We start from the raw sequence: 20,278 nt of genomic DNA, 5'->3' as shown, positions 1-20,278 counted from the left end.
TAGGTAAGGTTGATTTTTGCTTTCGTTGTAGCTTTCGCTAGTGAGAGAGCAATTTGACGCGCTCTCTCACTATCAACATCATTTCATTTGTGAAATTTCAACACCGATAACGCAACTAGACTCAGACTCTGCTTCGCATCTTACTACGGTTGCTAGTGCAGCAAGCGAAGGAATTTGCGAGCTTGAAGACTCAATGGCTACGCTCACCTGAGTACCCACTTCGATAGACGGCTCGTCAACCTCTAAAGACATGCCCGTTGCACTGATGTCTTTACACATAGCCTGCATTGTACGACTCGACTCATCGTCAGTAACTTGCAACTGACAAGGCGAATTAACCATCATCCTGAAAAAATTTCGCTTATCGTCGTATCCTAACATGTCTACTTCTCCTAGTGTTTAGCTTTACGCTTACGACTACTTTGTTGTTATAGGGCGTTCACGATTTGTTGTCAATTGAACTGGTTACTTTTTGTTCAATCAATATCATGTAAGCATTTTATTATATTATTTTCAACCGCAATACTGCGCTTGCTTCTGCCCAATCTTTTCAAATCCAACTATAGACTTTAACGTTTTACCTGTCACTCTGATATTGTAAATAGACTGCGCTATCGCTAAAAGTCGTTGAGATACAGTGTAATGCGTTTAGCCGAAATTGGATAAGCCGTTCCAAGTTGTTGAGCAAAAAGCGAAACCCTAAGTTCTTCTATCATCCAACGTACGTCATTTAGTGCATCAGGTACTTTCCCTTTGGGGTATTTACCGCAGACCTTTTCCCATTCTCTCATAGACTTCTCTACAGTAGCTTGGTGCATTCGGTCTTTGTTCGGATCGATGGGCAATTTCTCAAGCCTGCGCGCAAGCCCTTTAATATAGCGATTCCAATCATCTAACTTAGCTTCGCCAATATCTGACACAAAACCTGGAAATACCAATGAAGCTAAATGCGCTTTGCAATCGCCCAGAGCATTAATCATAGTAAGAGGCACGTTGCCTTTCATCTGCTTTTGGCATTGATGCGCAAGGGTTAGTCCCTGCTCAACGCGTTTGGCAATTTCAAGAACACGGTCATTTATTTCTGCCCTCGCAATGTCTAAACATGCCTCAAATTCGGCCTTATTTCGTACATCACTGTTATTTGTTTTACAGAAATCCGTGACTATTGCGTCAATGCCAGCAAATATACAGTCATCAATAAGCGCTTTAACTTGGCCGAATGGGTTGAAGTACAACCCGAGCTTTGCTTTGTTAGGCAATTTGTTTTGAAGGTAATTCAAAGGCGAAGGCATCGCATTCTTAATCAGCACATTAACACCTTGCCTGTGCAGCATCTGCGCTTTTTCAGCCTCATCGATAAGTGCAATATCAACGGTTTCGCCTTTCTGTACGAGCGCCGGAAATGCCTGCACTTCGAAGCCGCCTACTTTCTGTACAAAAGTTTCTGGCAGGCTTTCGAAATCCCATTGCTCTATGTTGCTTCTTTCTAATTCGGGAGTCGCAGCCTGTTCAAACGTTTGCTTCACCTGCCCTGCGCATTGCTGTTTAAGCGCATGAAGATCGTCGCCTTTAGCTATGTCACCACCGTTGTCGTCTACAACCGCGAAATGCATGGTAAGGTGCTTATCTAACTGTGCTAAATTCCAATCTTCAGGCTCTATCACTACGCCAGTCATTTTGCGAAGTTTGTCGCTTACCGCGTCTAATAAAAGTACTGGGCGGTTGTTTTTATCGGTTTCACTTATATCTGCAAGGCACGCATCGGCAAAATTAGGCGCTGGCACAAAATTACGTCTCAAACGCTTTGGCAGTGTTTTAATTAGCCCTACAACCAGATCGTGTCGCAATCCCGGCACCAACCAATCAAAACCCACGTTATCCACTTGGTTAAGCACTGGCAGTGGAATAACCACCGTAACACCGTCGTCCTCGGCATTTGGCTCAAAGTTATAGCGAAGTGGCATGGTAATGTTGCCCTGTCGCCACACATCAGGAAATGCGTTGGCAACCGACTGCCCGGGTTGCTGCCTATATACGTCTTCTTCGGTGAAGGTAAGCAGTTCATTGCTGCCGTGTTGTCTAAACCACTTTTTAAACGACGCATCGTTGTTCGCTTCTACAGGTATTTTCTCTGCGTAAAAACTCACAAGCTCGTCGTCATCAACAATAAGGTCGCGACGACGCGTCTTTTGCTCAAACTCATCGGCTTGTGCTAGCAGCGCCTGATTCTCTTGAAGAAATCCGTAATTTAGTTTTGAATTACCTTCAACCAACGCTTCTCTAATGAAAAGCTCATGGCAAATTGGCGGGTCTATCAGGCTGTACACTTTGGCGCGCTTCATCACTATCGGCAGCCCAAATAATGTCACTTTCTCGAACGCCATAACCGCACCGCGTTTCTTAGACCAGTGTGGTTCTGAGTAGCTTCGCTGTACAACGTGCTCAGCTAAAGGTTCAACCCATGTGGGGTCTATTCTGGCTACCATTCTTGCGAACAGCTTTGACGTTTCAACTAGCTCTGCAGCCATAACCCATTTAGGCTGTGACTTAGCAAGCCCTGAACCCGGAAAAATTAAAAACTTGGTGTTACGAGACCCCAAGTATTCTCGGTCTTTGTCTTTGAAACCAAGATGAGACAAAAGGCCACTTGCAATAGCTTGGTGTATTGCTTGATAGTCGGCCTCTTGTTTTGTGATACCAAAGCCTAACTCCGCAATAGACTTTTTAAGCTGGCTTACAATATCTTGCCACTCTCTCATACGAAGGTAGTTAATAAACTGCTGTTTACACCACTTACGAAGCTGATTTTGGCTTAGGGCGTTTTGCTGCTCTCTAAATGCTATCCAAAGATTGTATAAGCTAATAAAGTCTGAATCTTTATCGTGGTATTCGCTGTGCTTTTCGTCTGCCTGCTGACGCTTTTCTTGCGGGCGCTCTCTTGGATCTTGAATAGACAAGCCAGCCGCAATAACCATGACTTCATTAACTGCATTAGTGCGCTGTGCCTCTATCACCATACGTGCATAGCGAGGATCTATTGGCAGCCTTGCCACCTGCTTACCAAGCTGCGTAAGCTGCATTTTGCCTTTGCGCTTTACGATAGCCTGAATTTCTTCCAATAAACGAAAACCGTCATTGATGTTTCGATTATCGGGTGGCTGCACAAACGGAAACGCTGCGATATCACCTAAACCCAGCGCTAGCATTTGAAGAATAACCGACGCAAGGTTAGTGCGAAGAATTTCTGGGTCGGTAAATTCAGGGCGCCCTAAATAATCATCTTCACTGTACAGTCGAATACAAATACCGTCAGATACACGACCGCAGCGCCCCGCCCTTTGGTTCGCAGATGCTTGTGAAATTGGCTCAATCGGTAGACGTTGCACTTTACTGCGCGCACTGTAGCGAGAAATACGGGCGAAACCAGGGTCTATTACATATTTTATTCCTGGCACAGTAAGCGATGTTTCGGCTACGTTGGTAGCCAGCACAATACGTCTACCACTATGCGACTGAAAAATACGGTTCTGCTCTGCTGCAGACAAACGCGCGTAAAGCGGCACAATTTCAGTATTGCGGTAGTGCTGTTTGGTGAGTGCATCTTGCGTGTCCCGAATTTCGCGTTCACCGCTAAGAAACACCAAAATATCGCCAGGCGCCTCGCGCATTAATTCATCAACAGCATGAATAATAGCGTCGGTTTGCTCTACATCGTCTGCGCTGTCCTCAGGTGCGTGATAGCGAATTTCAACCGGATAGGTTCGGCCACTAACTTCAATAATAGGTGCATCATCAAAGTGTTTTGAAAAGCGTTCAGGATCGATAGTTGCCGATGTGATAATTAGCTTTAGATCGGGGCGCTTGTCGAGTAGCTGACGTACATAACCCAAAAGAAAATCAATGTTAAGACTTCTTTCGTGCGCTTCATCGATGATAATAGTGTCATATTGGTTTAAGTATCGGTCTTGCTGCATTTCAGCTAACAGCATACCGTCGGTCATCAGCTTTACGTAACTACGCTCGCTAACTTGATCGCTAAACCTAATTTTAAAACCTACTTTCTCACCCAGCGGCGTATTTAGCTCTTCTGCAATTCGGGTAGCTACACTTCTAGCGGCCAGTCGACGAGGCTGCGTATGCGCTATAAGGCCGTTTACGCCGCGTCCTAGCTCTAAACAAATCTTTGGCAGCTGCGTGGTTTTCCCCGAGCCTGTTTCACCGGCAACAATAACCACTTGATTATTGGCTATGGCGGCTTTGATATCTTCTTTTTTGTCACTTACTGGTAGCGGCGGGTATTCAACCTTAGGCAAATTTGACTGGCGCCACGCGCGCTTGGCAATAGACGCTTCTATGTCGTTTATAAGTTGCTGTGCTTGTTTTTCAATTTGCTCTTCAAATTGCCCTTCTCTTCGATTTAAAGCCTGCGCTGAATCATTGCTTTTTTCACCCACACCTTCGTCGTGGTTTTTATGTTTCGTGTTGTCTTTTGATGATCCCGCTTTTAGTTTTTGCGCTAGTTGAGTTATGCGGCGCTTTAGACGGAATTTATCTGCACTTAAACATTCATCGAGTTTGGCGTAAAGCGGCTTAATAGCAATGGCTGAAGACAAAATTGCAATCCTACGGAGTATATCGAAACGTCATTAAAATTCGGGCGGTGATCCTAGAAGATACCGCCCTAAAAAGCTAGCGTGTGAATTGTTAATTCAAACGTGAACCTCATTACGCAAAACTACACCGATTGGGTTAGTTCGTCGTCTTGAGGTGATGTAAAGCGTGGATAACCAAACCAAATTGCGGCAACGCCGAAAACAAAAATGAGCATGGGATACCAGCAGTAAGGCGTTATTGCCAAAGGCGATATGCCTACAACTGCTGCGGCGCTAAGCAATTGCGCACCATAGGGAACAAGGCCTTGGAAACTACACGAGAAAATATCAAGCAGCGATGCAGTACGACGCGGGTCAACACCATATTTTTCATTTAAGTCTTTAGCTATGGGTCCAGCGGTAACAATAGCAATAGTATTGTTAGCGGTTGTAATATCAAGAAAACTTACCAAACCTGCAATACTAAACTCGGCGCCCTTTTTTGACGTAACTTTGCGTGTTAAGCGCTGAATAAGCCACGTTATACCACCGTTTGCATGCATTAATGCAACAATACCGCCTATCGTAATGGCAATCATTGCAAGGTCTTGCATCCAACCCATGCCTTTTTGGATGCTTTGCATCATCGATAACGGTGTAAAGCTGCCCTGAACCAGTCCTACCGCGCACGCACTTGCAATACCTATTGCCAGAACGCTGATAACGTTAAAGCCAGTAAGAGCGAAAGCAATAATGCAAAGATAAGGTAAAATACGCCAGAAATCATAATCTTTACCGTCTACTATGCCAGAGGTATCTACATCGACCATAAGCAACAACGCCATAGTAACTGCGCATGCAGGTACTGCCACCATAAGGTTTGCGCGAAACTTATCTTTTAGCTGAACACCTTGCGTACGTGTAGCTGCAATGGTGGTATCGGAGACAAACGATAGATTGTCACCAAACATTGCGCCCCCTACAACAATACCTAGTGCCATTTCTACCGGTAACCCTAAACTGCTTGCAAGGCCTGCACCTATTGGAGAAAGCGCAGTTATCGTTCCCATTGATGTACCCATAGCAAACGAAATAAAACAGCAAATGAGAAACAGCCCAGGAAGAATAAGTGCCGATGGTACAAACTGAAGCGCCATATTTACAGTTGCGTCACGTGCCCCTATATCTATTGTTACAGCATAAAATGCGCCTGCGAGCAGAAAAATTAAAACAAGGAGAATGATGTTTTTGTCACCGCCACCTTTGCAAAACGTTTGCACTTTGTTTGAAAAACTCACCTTCTCGCCTTTTGGATTAAGGCAAAGTCCGTAGCCAGCACTAATAAAAAACGCTACTAGAATAGGCATTGAAGTAATATCGTTGGTGGTAATGCCAGTAACCACAACAAGAACTACGAACAATAGTATGGGGGTCAGACCTATTGGGTTGGGCACGATATCGTTTTTTAGGTGCACTGAATACCTCTGATGATAGGATTATTTTTTAGATTACTGTAGCGTAACGTTTTTTTGTCAACGCTCTCTAGTAATTGATTATGCGAAATAGTAGGAAAGGATATGCGTTTTTTAAACGAATGGAAAGACGATTAGCCATTGTAGCAAACTCACTTTACCTGAAATGGAGTGGTTGATTTTCTGCAAAAAAAGAGGAGCTGTTGCTCCTCTTACGTATTTTTATTAACAGACCTTTAATTAACCGGCCCGTTGATAACCGTCATGCAGCTGTACGTCGATAGCACGCAATACGGCGGTTCGGTTAATACAACCTTGCAAAACGCCGTCATCGTCAACAACGGGATAAACCCTCGGCTTTTCCTTGAGCAGTAATTGCGCGAGCTCAATAACAGACATGTAGGGTTTTATCGAAATAACGGGCGTTTTCATAATCTCGCCTACCTGACAAATCTGCTCTCGGTAATAACTTGATGCTATCATCTGAGCAATACAGTCTTGCTCTGATAAGAAACCTACTACTTTCCCTTTACTATCTACTACTGGGCCACCGCTTTGCCCACTCGATAGCAATGCTTCAACTGCCTGCGCAACGGGCATGTCTACTTTAAGCTTAACCGGATGAGTATTCATATAATCACTGACTTGCAACGATTCCATACATTTTCTCCAGCCGTGGCGCCTTGTGACCGATACTGCTACGGTGTTACTCCAATAATGGCGATACGGCACGTCAATTGTTAATTGTTATAAATCACTTGTGAAAGCTTTCCCCACACCTTAACTCTAGACGGTGAAGCAACAGCAAGCCAGTTTCTTACACATTAAAATTACAGTGCGTCTTTGTAGATGGCCACCGTAACATCGCCATCAGTTGAAATGCTGGCGCGATACATACCTTTTGAGTTAAATGGCATAGCAATATTGCCAGCGCTATCTATTGCAATAACACCACCATCACCTTTCGCTTCTACCAAAATGTCGTTAACGACTTTGCCGGCGGCTTCAGAAAGGCTTAAACCTTGGTATTTCATGCGTGCACAAATATCAGCGGCAACATGATATCGAATAAAAAATTCCCCATGCCCAGTGGCCGACACTGCACAGCTTTCATTATCTGCATAGGTACCCGCACCTATTATGGGTGAATCACCAATTCGGCCGTAGCGCTTCGCGGTCATTCCTCCGGTTGACGTGCCAGCGACTATGTTGCCTTGCTTGTCTAAAACTACTGCGCCAACGGTACCAAACCTTTCATTCCCCTGCTGAGAACCATAGCCAGCGCTTGCCTGCGCCATGCGAGCCTTGGCTTTATCTAATGCATGCTTTCTAAATTCGGTGTCAAACATAGTGTTGTCGACTTGCTCTAAACCATTCTCCGCTGCGTACTGTTCTGCACCTTTGCCAGAAAGCATTACATGCGGCGACGATTCCATCACCAACAGTGCAGCTTCAATTGGGCTTTTAATAGTGGTTACACCCGCCACCGCACCAGCATTTTTAGTACCACCGTGCATAATTGAGGCGTCTAGTTCATGCTTGCCATCAAACGTATATACCGCGCCTACACCTGCATTAAACAGCGGCGATTGTTCTAATAATTTAATGGTTTCAACAACGGCCTGTTCGCCAGGCACTCCTTGTTTGAGCAAGCTATAACCATGCTTTACAGCTTGCTCAAGCGTTGCTTTATACGCGGCCTCTTTTTCAGGTGTCATTGACGATTTTAAAATAGTACCCGCACCACCATGAATGGCTATAGCAACTGGCGCGTTTTCAGACTGATGTTCATGCGCGAAAGCAGAAATAGAAAAACTTAACAAGGTTACAGACAAGGCCAGTAAACATGATTTCTTTACTGAAATATAAAACCATTTAACGGCGTCAAATATGGTATTCGCTGTCGTGGAAGGTGTATTAAAGTTAAACAAGATAAGCTCTCCCTGTAAAAATATTAGTTGCCGCTTATCGTTTTATTACGCCACCTCTAATAACTCGATGAAAGTATTTAAGTCATCATTGATGGTGAGCATTAATTGTTCTGCGGCTGTCCAGTCTTCTACTTTAGACAATTCCCATAACTTTTCAAAGTCTCTCTTTAATTGCACTGCACCAATATCTGCAGACATAACCTTAAGCTTTAGTGAAACCACCTGTATCTGCTGAGAATCTTGTTTCTCAATGGCATGAGAAATCACTTTAAGCTTTTCTGGTGCACTTTTCGCGTAAGATTCGCACACGCGGGCAAACTTTGCTTTGTCACCCATAATTCGCGCTAATGCACTTTCTTTCTCCCATCTACATGTTTCTTCATCAGTGGCTTGTTTAGTTGCCTCATCACTACGATTAACTAGATTGTCGGGCGTTGGTTTATTTTCCTCGTTTCTCTCAAGTAACGACGCATTGCGAACAATACTGTCTACAAGAGGGATGGTGTTCTTTGGGGTCATTACGGCCAGTCTGTGAAGTAGCCACTGTTTCACTTTCGGTATAAGCACATCGGCCATAACAGGCTTTGTAGTAAAGTCGTCCATACCGGCTTCAAGGCACTTCTCTTTTTCTCCCAACATTGCATTAGCGGTCATCGCAATGATAGGTACACCTTGATGAGAAGCGCCCGCCAATCCATTTCGGATTGCACGTGTTGCCTCATATCCATTCATTTTTGGCATTTGGCAGTCCATTAAAATGCAGTGGATATGTTTTTGCTTTTTCTCGCATTTGAGCAGGAACGCAACAACCTCCTCACCGTCACAGCAGGTAAACAGCTTACATGGCAAATCTTCTAAAACACCTTTCGCAATTTCTCTATTAATCAGATTGTCATCGACAACAAGCAGGTTTGTATTATCAATAGACCGTGCTAAATCATTGTTGTCATCTTTATTTGCTTTCGCTTGAAACTCTTGCCCTCGTTCATTTTTATCTAAAAGCGCGGTGGTATAGTCGAAGCCTGACAATTTTGCCTCTAAGCGTTGGACGATATTGTCAAAACTTGCGCTTAACAATGGTTTTGAAAGGTGTACAGGCGCGAAGTGTTTGAACATTATCGGCACCGCTTCGATTTTTTGTAAAACACAAATAAGAGGTAAGTCGGCACTATCGTGCGTTTCAAGTAACGCTTCCCACGTCTCATCAATAGTCGACAATAGCGCGCTTGTTTCGTCAAGAATAACAACCGTAAATGCTGTCCAATCAATCTCGTCATCCTGCGTTGAAAGCACGCTACATTTCGCACCAAAGTGCATTACAAGAGAGCACAAGTTCTCCTGTAAAGGCGCATAGTTGGCCGATACACCAATACGTAAGCCATTAAAAATAGAACTGGATATATCTTCGCGTTCGTAAATATGCGAGGCCACATTTGCGCGTATATAAAATGAGAAAGTACTACCTGTGCCATGAGTAGAATGGAATTCTATGTCACCGCCCAAGAGTTTTGAGAGCTGTTTGCAAATAGAAAGCCCTAAACCCGTACCACCATACTGGGTTGCCACGGTAGCATCGGCTTGTGTAAATGCAGTGAAAAGCTTTGGCTGGTTTTCTTTGGCTATTCCAACGCCGGTATCAGACACAACAACATGGAATTCATATTCATCTTCATTCACTGCACACATATCGACTTTTAGTTGTATGTGACCTGTATGAGTAAATTTAATCGCGTTGTTGAGCAAGTTACTAATGATCTGATTAATTCTGTGAGGGTCAGAAATAAGTTCTGCTGGCAATACACCGGTGGTATCAACAATAAGCTCCAGCCCTTTTGACGCTGCTTTAACAGCAAATCCCCGTGCAATAGACTCAACAAGTTCGAGCGGAGAAAATTGTTGGTGGTTTATGTCTAATTTTCCTGCTTCGATTTTTGACAAATCCAACACGTCATTAATAAGCACATTTAGGTTATTACAGCTAATCTCCATCATAGACACAAGCTGCTCGGCTTTTTCATCTAACGGCTGACGCTTTAGTAAGGATAGCGAGCCAACTACTCCATTTAGGGGGGTGCGCATTTCGTGACTTATATTGGAGATAAATGAGCTTTTAATTTCGCTAGCCTTCTTAGCCTCTTCAGTTGCTTCCATGAGTTCTTTTGTTCTACTTGCCACTTTTTCTTCAAGCTTAGCGTTAACCCGCTCTATCGCGTCTTTTGCTTGTTGCTCATCTGTAATATCACGTATTACCACCGCAACGCCGGAAATATGCGATTGTTCTGTCCACACGGTAGATGCAGTAACAAGTAATTTGCGCTCGTCACCATGATTATCAAAAAAAGGTGTCGAATACGTGTTCTGCTTGCCAGTTTGCGTTAGCAGTTTATCAATGTCTAATTGCGAAAATTGTTCAAAGGCACTAATGGGGTGATTTATCACAAGTTGGCTAGGCAAATCGAACAATGACTCGGCAGACATGTTCCACGTTTTCACAATGCCCTTTGAATCAATACTAAAAATCGCGTCTTTCGAGCTGGCTATGATGGCAACTGATTCTCCGCGCACTTTCGCCAATTCAATATTTTTTCTATTACTCCGGTGAACAAAAGACAAAACAACGCAGAAAATAAGCGTTACAACCACTATAACGCTGTATACCGTAATGCGTTTTTCGTTGATGACGGACTGAACCACATTCGCAGGAAGCATAACGTGAATGAAAAATGGAGCATGCTGTTGATTGGCAGCAATTGAAAGTGCTTTTGTCGCGCTGTACAGCTTAATTGCGCTGTAAGGCGTATTTTCGCTTTTCATTTGATTTTCAAGAAGCGCAGTGCCTGTTTGCAGTTCGACATTGAACTCTGATTTCCAATTAACGTTGGGATTCAAATCTTTCGAAAAGCTTTTCTCTGATTGTGGGTGCGTGACAAAATACCCCAGATGGTCAGTGATATAGAGTTGCTGCTGTGCATTTAATGTAGATTCAATTTGGCTGACCAAATGTGAAGCATTGATGTTCATGATAATAAGACCAAAGCGCACGCCAGCCTCACCAAAAATAGGAAGGGAAATTCTAATAACGCTTTTGTATGGGTACTGAAGCGCTCCGTATTCACGGTTTAAATTGATATCTGAAATATAAAACTCGCCGCTATTACTTTTGAGACTTTCAGTAAAATAGCCCCTTCTCCCCTTAGCTTGCAATTCATGCTCGCTAGCAACGTGAATACTTCCCCCGTCTCGCACTACTCGAATGTATTCCATCCCTTCACCAGACGCTTCAATTATTCTTAGCTGGTCTATTTCTTCATTGTTTTCAATAAAGCCAACAAAAATGGTTTCTAAGCGCCGCTTCCATTGAATGGAGGTAGTGGTATCTACTGGGTCAACACCGTTGTTTTTCCTTGCTCTAACAATGCCTTGAATGGGCGGAGTAGCATGAAGAAACTTAAGTTCACTCATGTATTCACGCACTTGGGACTTAGCGGTCTGCTCGGCATCCACTACGGATTCTTCTAATACTTGATAAGTTTGCTTTTCTGCCACCGATGAAATGCTGTTTTCAAATAACAGCACAGTTACTATCAAGAACAGAGCAGATATTAAAAGCGCAAAACCAAGCGTACTCTTCGCTTCATGATTAGATAGCAACGTTTTTAAAGTGGGCAAGGAAGCAACATCCATTTAACTTAGAAACACTTAAAAATTAGACATCAATTAGTTTTTACGCAAGTTATCGCTTGCTAACAGCCCCCCGTAACAGCATTAGATATGACACATTTCGTACAAAAAGCAGGTGTGGTTTGGTATTAGAAAAAACGCAGTGTACACTGCTTTCAAATTTTGTTTACGTTACTAGAAGTAGTTATGCATTCTCCCAGTTTTTTTTGGCACGATTTCGAAACGTTTGGCACAAGCCCACAAAAGGACTTACCCTGCCAATTTGCAGCCGTAAGAACTGACTTAGACTTGAATGTTATTGGTAAGCCAATAAACATTATTAGTGCTATTGCTAACGACTACCTGCCGCACCCTGAAGCCTGCTTAGTAACAGGAATAACACCTCAGCAGACAATTAGAGATGGCTCAAATGAAGCCGACTTTGCTGCCAAAATATATCGAGAGATGTCAACGCCTAACACGTGTAGCGTAGGATTCAACAGCATTCGGTTTGACGATGAAGTATCGAGATACCTTTTCTATCGAAATTTCTATGATCCGTATTCACGGGAATGGCGCAATGGAAATAGTCGTTGGGATATTATTGATTTAGCGAGAGCCTGCTACGCGCTTCGCCCAGAGGGCATTGAATGGCCCTTACGCGAAGACGGTGCGCCAAGCTTCAAATTAGAAGCATTAACCGAAGCTAACGGGTTAAGTCATGAAAATGCCCATGATGCCCTTAGTGACGTATATGCCACTATCGCACTAGCAAAACTGATTAAGGAAAAGCAGCCACGATTATTCGATTACGCTTTCTCTTTAAGAAGCAAACATAAAGTACTAGAGCAAATTGACGTAAGTAAGCCTTCTGTTTTACTGCACATCTCGTCAAAACTCCCTGCTGCCCAAGGATGCTGCACATGGGTGATGCCTATTGCTAAACACCCAACTAACAACAACGCGTTTATTGTTGTCGACTTATCCCATGATGTGACTAGCTTATTAAACGATTCATCTGAAGATATCAAAAGTGCTTTGTATACCAGAGCAGAAGATTATGACGACCCGAAAGATAGGCCGGGAATTAAGTTAATCCATGTTAATCGGTCACCATTTATTACCACGGCGAAGGCAATGACTGAAGACAATGCAGCGCGTCTTGGGTTGGATCGCGATAAATGTTTGGATAACTATCGTCAACTTGCAAACGCACCAGAACTTGCTGAAAAACTTGTGCAAATTTATAACGATTCGTTCACTGATGACGACGTAGACATTGATCATGCACTATACAGCGGTGGCTTTTTAAATGACGATGATAGACGTTGGTGTGAACAGGTAATAGAAGCCAATCCAGAACAGCTTTCAGCACTAGAAGACAAGACACAACACGACGGTCTTAAACGTTTGTTGTTTAGGTATCGCGCCAGAAACTACCCCACTACACTTACCGCCGATGAAATGACGCGCTGGCAACATCATAGGCAAGCTCGACTTACCGACCCTGCATTCAACGGTTCGATTACCCTTGAAAGCTATATGATGAAATTAGAGCAACTCGCCCACGAGCATAGTGACAACCCTGAAAAACAGGCTATTTTGCGTGCGCTGTATCAATATGCGCAAAACCTTTGACCTTGTTCTTTTATCGGCATAAATTACCTGTAGATGTTTTATTCGCATGATGCGAACAACAGCACAAGAACAGTCACAAAAAAGTAATGGCTGCCGATAATAAGAAAGATAATAAGAAAAAAGTACTCAGGGGATGCATACAGTATGGATGGCGTAACAATCAGCTTCGACAATACGCGTACTTATATTAATTTAACGCTAGAGCCAAAGGCATTTTCAAAAGAAGTAGATGTTAAAGAAGTTAGAGAAGCGCTGTCACAGGGCGAAACTAAACAGCTTTATGTATCAGAAAGAGCGTTAAAATCGGCATGCGATACCGCCAATCACTATTTCAAAACAGACGATGACACTGTTGTTAGCGAACGTATTGGTGAGCGTAAAAATGCTGAAGTAGAATTTAGAGTGCCGGAAGATGGCATGCGAGCTAACCTTGTACTCACCACTCCCTATGGCGGCAAATTCCCCTCTCTTGATGCCGTACTATCGCTTGCGGCAAAAAAGAAAATTCAGCGCGGATTGAGCACAAAAATTATTAAGCAGATGCTTATAGAAGCAAAACAAGCGCCAGCCGGAACCATTATTGAAGAAACGGTAGCTAAAGGGCTGCCCGCACGCAACGGCAAGAATTCAAAGTTTGTACCGCTTGTACCTAATGCGCTAGAGCGCGTGTTGCGCCCTCAAACTGGAAGTGGTGAACGCGTTGACATGCGAAATCTAGGTGAAGTGATTTGCGTTAAAATTAACACGCCCGTTTTACGGCGCACAGCGCCAACACAGGGGCGATCAGGGTTTGATGTTAAAGGTAACAGAATAGATGCCGTTGCAGGTGAATGGGTTGATTTCAAAATGGGTGGTGGCACCGTCGTATCGGACGGCGACGCAAACCTATTAATGTCTGCCATCTCTGGTATGCCTAAATACAAAGATCAAACCATGACCGTAGATGACACCTTCATATGTAGCGGCGTAAACGTAGGCTCAGGCCATGTTAATTACGAAGGCGCAGTACTGGTAAATGGTGATGTCACCGAAAAAATGGAGATTAAAGCGTCAGGAGACGTAACCATTAATGGTTTTGTGGAATCGGCATATATAGAGTCTGGTGGCGATATCATCATTACTGAAGGCGCCATGGGCAAGGTCAACGATACTCAAGGAGACTTTCAGTGCAAGCTTGTTGCAGCAGGTAGCATTCACGTTCAGCATGGCCAAGGTATTGATGTGCATTGTAATGGCGATATTACTGTGGGACGACAATTAGCCTACAGTCGATTACGTTGTGCTGGTGCCGTTATTGTTGGTCAAATTGACAAGCCAATGGGTAATTTATTTGCTTGTGAAATAATAGGTCAAGCTCGTGTGGAAGCTGGTACATTGGGGGCAGTGTCTGGTAGCACCCTTAAGGTCGACTTTAGCCCTGGCTTTAATTTACTTTTGGAAAGAAAAGACTCTCTAGATGAGCTGCTTAAACAACTAAGAGAAAACAATTTAAAGCACAAAGAAAAAATTTCTTTAATTAAAAGTAAGAAGGTGCCTCGCGAACTGCAGAATAAGGTCGCAGAAGCATTGGAACTAGTTAATAATGAAAATGCGTTGTTGGAATGGCTTGAGAACAAGTCGAATATCGTAAAAATGGCGAAGGAGAGCTACCAAACCGATATAAAACTCATCGCTAACAAACGTCTATACCCCGGCGTTTCAGCAAAGCTGAATAATAGAAGTTGGCGATCTGAGCGAGAGTTCGAGAGAGTGAGAGTGCATTACGACTCACACGAATGGCACTACGACCCTATTGTTTAAAAAGGGTATTTAACGCCAGTGCTTTGCGCCGGTATTTATCTCTCTTCGAAACAAAATTGCCCAGATTAATCGGCTATAGCAACGTTGTTGTAACCCAACCTTTTAGACTGGTAGAGCGCCTTGGTTGTGCGCTCAAGCCAGTCATTAAAATCTTCCCTAGCCAATAGCTCTGCCATGCCCACTGCAACGCTAAAATGCTTTTGAACAACGTCATCATTGCTCAAGCTTGATAGTAGTCGCTCTGCCAGTATTTTTGATGGCTCTAACGGCGTTTGTGGGCAAAGGATTACAAATTGCTCGGTAGTAAATCGCGACACTACGTCAACTTCCCTCGCCGAGCTTAAACAGCTGTCAGCCACAACTTTAAAAGCTTCTTCTACTGCGCTTGTATCTATATTTTCGCTCGAGACTTGATAGCTTAGCTCCACAATAATAAGTGAAGCACTGGTATGAAAACGATGAAAACGAGAAATCTCTTCCTCTGCTCGCTGGATCATATGATTTCTATTATACAGCCCAGTAGCGGCGTCGTGCGCAGACAGTATCGCTACTGTTTTGTTTTTCTCTTGTAATGTTGCCTGAAGCGACGCTATTTCTGAATTTTTTTGCTTCACTACGCTTTTGAACAAACGTTTATAACGCTGTCGCACTATTAACACTAAAAAAACCAGCATAATAAGCGCAGTGCCCAAGGCCCACGTAAGGTAGTCTTTATTTTGACGAATTTTAACGCTATTCCACTGCTTATAAATTTGAACTTTACGCGCTTCTGGAATGCGCTCAATGGCATAATTGAGTCTATCGACCAAATGAGCAAATGATTTGTTAACACCATAGGCGAGTGAATCGAAAGGCTCAGCATATCCCACTATGACCAGTTCATTCAGGTTCAGATCATTGATATGCATGTTCACGCTCATAAGCGATCCAACTAATACATCAAAATCACCAGAAGCTAGCTTTGTAAGACCCTCTTTTTCCGATTCTACAAGCTTAATACGTAAACTAGGATAGTAGCGAGAAATATACTCAACCTGACGATAACCTTGAACAATCCCTATTGTGCGACTTCCAATGCCGCCGTAGCCTTGCAGCATTGGTGTACCCTGCTTGGCAACCAGCACATTAGGTGCTTCAAAATAGGGTTTGCTAAAAGCGAGGAATTGCTTGCGGTAATCTGACGTATTAAGCATTGGAACCACATGGCATTTACCCTGCTGAACAAATTCTAAACTTTGCTGCCAACTTTCAGTTGGCACTAAAGTAAAATTCAACCCCGAAAGTTCAGCGATAACCTGCAGATATTGTGCAGAGATACCCACATGAAAGCCATTTTTTATAGCTTCATATGGTTCCCAGTGGGGGTCGACGCAGTACAACACGTCTTCTTGTGATTTTGGGTTAATTTGATTGGTTTGCGCTACCGAGACAGCAGTGCCAAAGACACCGCTTAACATCAGAATACAACACAGCAAAATAGTTTTCGAAAAGCGCTTCAAAAAACACCAATAATAAAGGACAGCTAAAACGAACGACGGAGTATTAAACGTTAGGACGTAAAAAGCAATAACAATACATTCGTCTCATATAAACAGTAAGCACAATACGCTTTAGGTTACTCGCTGCTGTGCTTTATATTTAGGATTGTCGTATCGCTTCTCGCGCATGATAAGCGCTAACTTCTTCACGGCATATTCAATGTCGCTGAAAGTAAGATAAAGCGGTGCGAACCCTACACGCAATATATTGGGTGCACGGAAGTCTGCAATTACGCCTTCGTCAATCCATGCCTGACAAATCGCATAGGCATCATCGTGTGCGAACGCTACCTGGCTTCCTCTTTGCTGAATGGCTGGACTTACATTGACGAAATGTGAAGATAGCCCTTCTCGCTTCGCCTCAGCAATAAAAAATGCTTGAAGCTTTTTAGATTTTTCATCAATCGCTTTTAAAGAAATACCATCAAAAACAGACAGTGCAGCATCTAATACACTCATACCTATCACACCGGGTGTACCGCATAAATTTTGCTTGATGCTTGAATCTGGTGTGTAGTCGGGTGAAAAGGCGAATGGCGAACTGTGCCCCATCCAACCTGAGAGAGGTTGCTTGTAGGCTTGTTGATGACGCTCTGCAACATAAATAAAAGCAGGTGCACCTGGGCCACCATTTAGGTACTTGTACGTACAACCAACGGCAAAGTCCACATTACAATCATCCAGTTCAACAACAAACGCCCCTGCACTATGTGCAAGATCCCATAGTGTAAGAATGCCCTTTCTTTGGGCTTCAGCCGTTACCTGTTTCATATTCAGTTTATGGCCGCTGCGAAAATTCACTTGCGTAAGCATTAATACTGCAATGTCGTCAGTCAAAGCATTTTCTACATTATGCTCATCAATGTAACGAATACTGTACTCCTCACCCAGCAGGTCGATTAAGCCCTGCACCATATAAATATCAGTGGGGAAATTATCGCGCGTAGTGGCTATTACCTTTCTTGAAGGCTGCATTTTAATTGCCGCACTTAACACTTTAAAAAGGTTTATCGAAATGGAATCACAGCATACAACCTGACCTTGCTTCGCCCCCACAAGTGTGCCCACTTTATCGCCAACTATCTGCGGTAATGCAATCCAGTCGTTTTTGTTCCAACTGGTAATAAGGTCTTCTCCCCACTGGCGATTCACTACGTCGCTTGCTCTTTCTTTGGCAGCCTTGGGTAACGCCCCCAGTGAATTGCCGTCTAGATATACCGTATTTTTAGGAAGAGAAAATTCATGTACTTTCTCACGCAGCGGATCTTTTTCATCTAGCTGCTGTGCAGAAAAAACCTTATTCATTATGTTCACCAAAAACGCTAAGTAACGCATTAAACGAGGTCGATTGAGAATGTAGCCAGTCGAAGTGGCCGCCGTTTGCAATAATAACCGCTTTTGCACCGTCAAGAGAAGCATGCTTCTGAGGCACGATGCTATCAGCATCACCTTGAAGAAGCACTACCGGTACAGAAACGTTTGTTATCACTGGAGTGGCATCAAAGTACGCTGCAGGGGCTTGTTCTGGTGTTGCTGCCATAAATAAACTCGTGGCACTTTGACAGCTATTATCACCGTTTGCGTAAGAAGTAATATCGGTAATTGCAGCAAGTCCAACAACCGCGTTAATGTTTAGGCCATCATATTGTTTCTGCAGTACATCAGTGCTTAATAGCGCCAAATGTCCACCTGCTGAATGCCCCACCACAAATACAATGCTATGCTGGTTTTTTACAGCAATGTGTTTAAGCGCGGTTTCAATGCCCGATTTAACATCGTTAAGGCTTCCCGGCCAGCCGCCGCCATCATCGCCAGTTCTACGGTATTCAACGGCGTAAACGTTCATGCCTTTTTCTTGTAGTGCATGATAGAAACCACTGGCATGTGTATAGTCGTAAGCGTTTAACCAGCAACCGCCGTGAATATAAATGACGGCACTAGCTCTCGATGAAAGGCGTTCATTCACGCCTGCAGCTTGCCAATGATAAATTCGCTGGAGTGGATCGTCTCCATAAGTGATGACTGAAGAAGGGGGCGATGTGCTAAGCGTTGCTAAATCTTTGTAGGCAACTTGGGTTAAGCCTGAAGATACCTTTTCGACGGTATCTGCGAGCGTTTTTTTAATGCGAATCTTTTCATTACTGACGGTGCTACTCTTCAGAGCACTTTCAGCACTTGTACATCCTTGAAGGGCCCCTAGTGTAATTAGTGTTGTCATTGCAACACCAACACATTTAAGGGTTGCGTTCTTAATTTTCATTATTATTAGTTTTATTACTCTTCCTTAACACTATGACACCATATTACGATGCCATAGGTTAAGTTAAATATTGTTAAATGGTGTAACTAATACCTACAGCATTTCAACGGCAAGTGCTACGCCTTCGCCGCCACCGATGCACAACGAAGCAATACCTTTTTTACCATCTTGTTGCTTTAATGCATGCAACAAAGTTACAAGAATACGCGCACCTGATGCACCAATAGGATGACCTAGAGCACATGCACCGCCTTTTATGTTAACTTTGTGTTGGTCAAGTCCCAGCTTCTGAATAGCAAGCATGGTTACCATGGCAAACGCTTCGTTGATTTCAAATAAGTCTACGTCTTCTTTCGTCCAACCCGCTTTATCGAGCACTTTCTCCATGGCACCAACAGGAGCAACAGTAAAGTTTTCTGGCTCAATAGAATGCGTGGCATGGGCAACAATGCGTGCAAGTGGCGCTAAACCTAGTGCCTTTGCTTTTGATTCACTCATTACCACAAGTGCGGCTGCACCATCAGAAATTGAACTCGAGTTTGCTGCTGTAACCGTGCCATCCTTTTTAAAAGCAGGTCGAAGTGATGGTATTTTTTCTGGTCGCGCAGAGCCTGGACCTTCATCAGTATCTACCACTACTTCCCCTTTACGGGTAGCCATGGTCACGGGTACAATTTCGTCATCGAAAGTGCCGTTGCTGATAGCATCGTTTGCCTTTGATAGCGAGCTAAGAGCAAATTCATCCATGTCGCCGCGTGTGATGTTTTCTTCATCGGCAGTATCTTGAGCAAAACAGCCCATCGCTTTACCGTCGTAAGCATTTTCAAGGCCATCAAGCATCATATGATCAAGTACCTGACCATGCCCCATTCGGTAACCCGAGCGCGCCTTTGGCAGCATGTACGGCGCGTTGCTCATACTTTCCATGCCACCGGCGACAACTGTCTCAACACTGCCCGCTTTTATTAGGTCGTGGGCTAACATAACGGCTTTCAAGCCCGACCCACATACCTTATTAATAGTCGTAACACCGGCGCTTAACGGCAAGCCAGCCCCTAAAGATGCTTGACGCGCAGGAGATTGGCCTAGACCTGCAGGCAGTACACAGCCCATGATGACTTCATCAATGGCCGACATATCAATGTTTTCACATGCCGCTTCAATGGCAACTTTACCTAAGTCTGTCGCTGTCATAGACGACAGGCTGCCATTAAATCCACCCATTGGTGTGCGTTTTGCTGCAACGATTACTACTGATTCACCACTCATGATTGTGCCCTTAATTAAATAAATTGAGTAACTTAGCTAGCCATATGATGCGAGATGTATACAAAACTAAACACTTGTTTTTGTACCAACACCCACCTAGCACCATGAAAAATTGACG

Annotated in this window: 12 protein-coding genes; 2 read left to right on the top strand and 10 right to left on the bottom strand. The window is 43.7% G+C overall.

The features are described from left to right. Positions 1 to 78 precede the first annotated feature (78 nt). The 6 genes from ACGHAV_RS00515 to ACGHAV_RS00490 form a co-directional block, all read right to left on the bottom strand. Positions 79 to 381 (bottom strand): PilZ domain-containing protein, encoded by a 303-nt coding sequence (locus tag ACGHAV_RS00515; RefSeq protein ID WP_334015155.1) that lies wholly within the window; start codon positions 379 to 381, stop codon positions 79 to 81. Between the two features lie 236 nt (positions 382 to 617). Continuing rightward, on the bottom strand, positions 618 to 4,613 hold the full coding sequence (gene hrpA, locus ACGHAV_RS00510; RefSeq protein WP_390374986.1) for an ATP-dependent RNA helicase HrpA: 3,996 nt from the start codon (positions 4,611 to 4,613) through the stop codon (positions 618 to 620). Positions 4,614 to 4,735: 122 nt separating this feature from the next. Further along, on the bottom strand, positions 4,736 to 6,067 hold the full coding sequence (locus ACGHAV_RS00505) for a Na+/H+ antiporter NhaC family protein (protein WP_390374983.1): 1,332 nt from the start codon (positions 6,065 to 6,067) through the stop codon (positions 4,736 to 4,738). 237 nt (positions 6,068 to 6,304) lie between these two features. Then, positions 6,305 to 6,724 carry a CBS domain-containing protein gene (locus ACGHAV_RS00500; RefSeq protein WP_334015151.1) on the bottom strand — a complete coding sequence of 140 codons (420 nt, stop codon included), beginning with the start codon at positions 6,722 to 6,724 and terminating at the stop codon, positions 6,305 to 6,307. A gap of 170 nt (positions 6,725 to 6,894) precedes the next feature. After that, positions 6,895 to 7,887, bottom strand: coding sequence for an isoaspartyl peptidase/L-asparaginase family protein (locus ACGHAV_RS00495; protein WP_390376020.1), 993 nt, complete (start codon positions 7,885 to 7,887; stop codon positions 6,895 to 6,897). A 153-nt stretch (positions 7,888 to 8,040) separates the two neighbouring features. Continuing rightward, the gene (locus tag ACGHAV_RS00490) at positions 8,041 to 11,679 is read right to left on the bottom strand and encodes an ATP-binding protein (RefSeq protein ID WP_390374980.1); all 3,639 of its coding nucleotides are present in this window, start codon (positions 11,677 to 11,679) and stop codon (positions 8,041 to 8,043) included. A 183-nt stretch (positions 11,680 to 11,862) separates the two neighbouring features. On the opposite strand from ACGHAV_RS00490, the gene sbcB reads away from it, so the two are divergent. Together sbcB and ACGHAV_RS00480 are read left to right on the top strand one after the other, a co-directional pair. Beyond that, positions 11,863 to 13,293 (top strand): exodeoxyribonuclease I, encoded by a 1,431-nt coding sequence (gene sbcB / locus ACGHAV_RS00485; protein ID WP_390374977.1) that lies wholly within the window; start codon positions 11,863 to 11,865, stop codon positions 13,291 to 13,293. Positions 13,294 to 13,437: 144 nt separating this feature from the next. Next, the gene (locus ACGHAV_RS00480; protein ID WP_390374974.1) at positions 13,438 to 15,093 is read left to right on the top strand and encodes a DUF342 domain-containing protein; all 1,656 of its coding nucleotides are present in this window, start codon (positions 13,438 to 13,440) and stop codon (positions 15,091 to 15,093) included. Between the two features lie 65 nt (positions 15,094 to 15,158). Here the strand turns inward: ACGHAV_RS00480 and ACGHAV_RS00475 are convergent, their stop codons facing one another. The 4 genes from ACGHAV_RS00475 to ACGHAV_RS00460 form a co-directional block, all read right to left on the bottom strand. Next, entirely contained in the window at positions 15,159 to 16,550 is a 1,392-nt protein-coding gene (locus ACGHAV_RS00475; RefSeq protein WP_390374971.1) for a diguanylate cyclase, read from the bottom strand. Positions 16,551 to 16,703: 153 nt separating this feature from the next. Further along, positions 16,704 to 17,939: a kynureninase gene (gene kynU / locus ACGHAV_RS00470; RefSeq protein ID WP_390376017.1), complete on the bottom strand. Its 1,236-nt coding sequence runs from the start codon at positions 17,937 to 17,939 to the stop codon at positions 16,704 to 16,706. Further along, the gene (locus tag ACGHAV_RS00465; RefSeq protein WP_390374968.1) at positions 17,929 to 18,849 is read right to left on the bottom strand and encodes an alpha/beta fold hydrolase; all 921 of its coding nucleotides are present in this window, start codon (positions 18,847 to 18,849) and stop codon (positions 17,929 to 17,931) included. The genes kynU and ACGHAV_RS00465 overlap by 11 nt, the downstream gene beginning before the upstream one ends. Before the next feature lie 135 nt (positions 18,850 to 18,984). Next, positions 18,985 to 20,160 carry a thiolase family protein gene (locus ACGHAV_RS00460; RefSeq protein ID WP_390374965.1) on the bottom strand — a complete coding sequence of 392 codons (1,176 nt, stop codon included), beginning with the start codon at positions 20,158 to 20,160 and terminating at the stop codon, positions 18,985 to 18,987. Positions 20,161 to 20,278: the final 118 nt, after the last annotated feature.

This window comes from Alteromonas sp. MTD1 (genome assembly GCF_042848195.1).
Lineage (GTDB): Bacteria > Pseudomonadota > Gammaproteobacteria > Enterobacterales > Alteromonadaceae > Alteromonas.
Note: the sequence above shows the minus strand (reverse complement) of the source record. Positions and strands in the feature narration are given on the sequence as shown.

Bases quoted from the DNA above. Each gene is read 5' to 3' on its own strand.
- ACGHAV_RS00515 (WP_334015155.1), bottom strand. From the start codon at position 381: ATGTTAGGATACGACGATAAGCGAAATTTTTTCAGGATGATGGTTAAT.
- ACGHAV_RS00500 (WP_334015151.1), bottom strand. From the start codon at position 6,724: ATGGAATCGTTGCAAGTCAGTGATTATATGAATACTCATCCGGTTAAG.
- ACGHAV_RS00490 (WP_390374980.1), bottom strand. From the start codon at position 11,679: ATGGATGTTGCTTCCTTGCCCACTTTAAAAACGTTGCTATCTAATCAT.
- sbcB (WP_390374977.1), top strand. From the start codon at position 11,863: ATGCATTCTCCCAGTTTTTTTTGGCACGATTTCGAAACGTTTGGCACA.
- ACGHAV_RS00480 (WP_390374974.1), top strand. From the start codon at position 13,438: ATGGATGGCGTAACAATCAGCTTCGACAATACGCGTACTTATATTAAT.
- ACGHAV_RS00475 (WP_390374971.1), bottom strand. From the start codon at position 16,550: ATGTTAAGCGGTGTCTTTGGCACTGCTGTCTCGGTAGCGCAAACCAAT.
- ACGHAV_RS00465 (WP_390374968.1), bottom strand. From the start codon at position 18,849: ATGACAACACTAATTACACTAGGGGCCCTTCAAGGATGTACAAGTGCT.
- ACGHAV_RS00460 (WP_390374965.1), bottom strand. From the start codon at position 20,160: ATGAGTGGTGAATCAGTAGTAATCGTTGCAGCAAAACGCACACCAATG.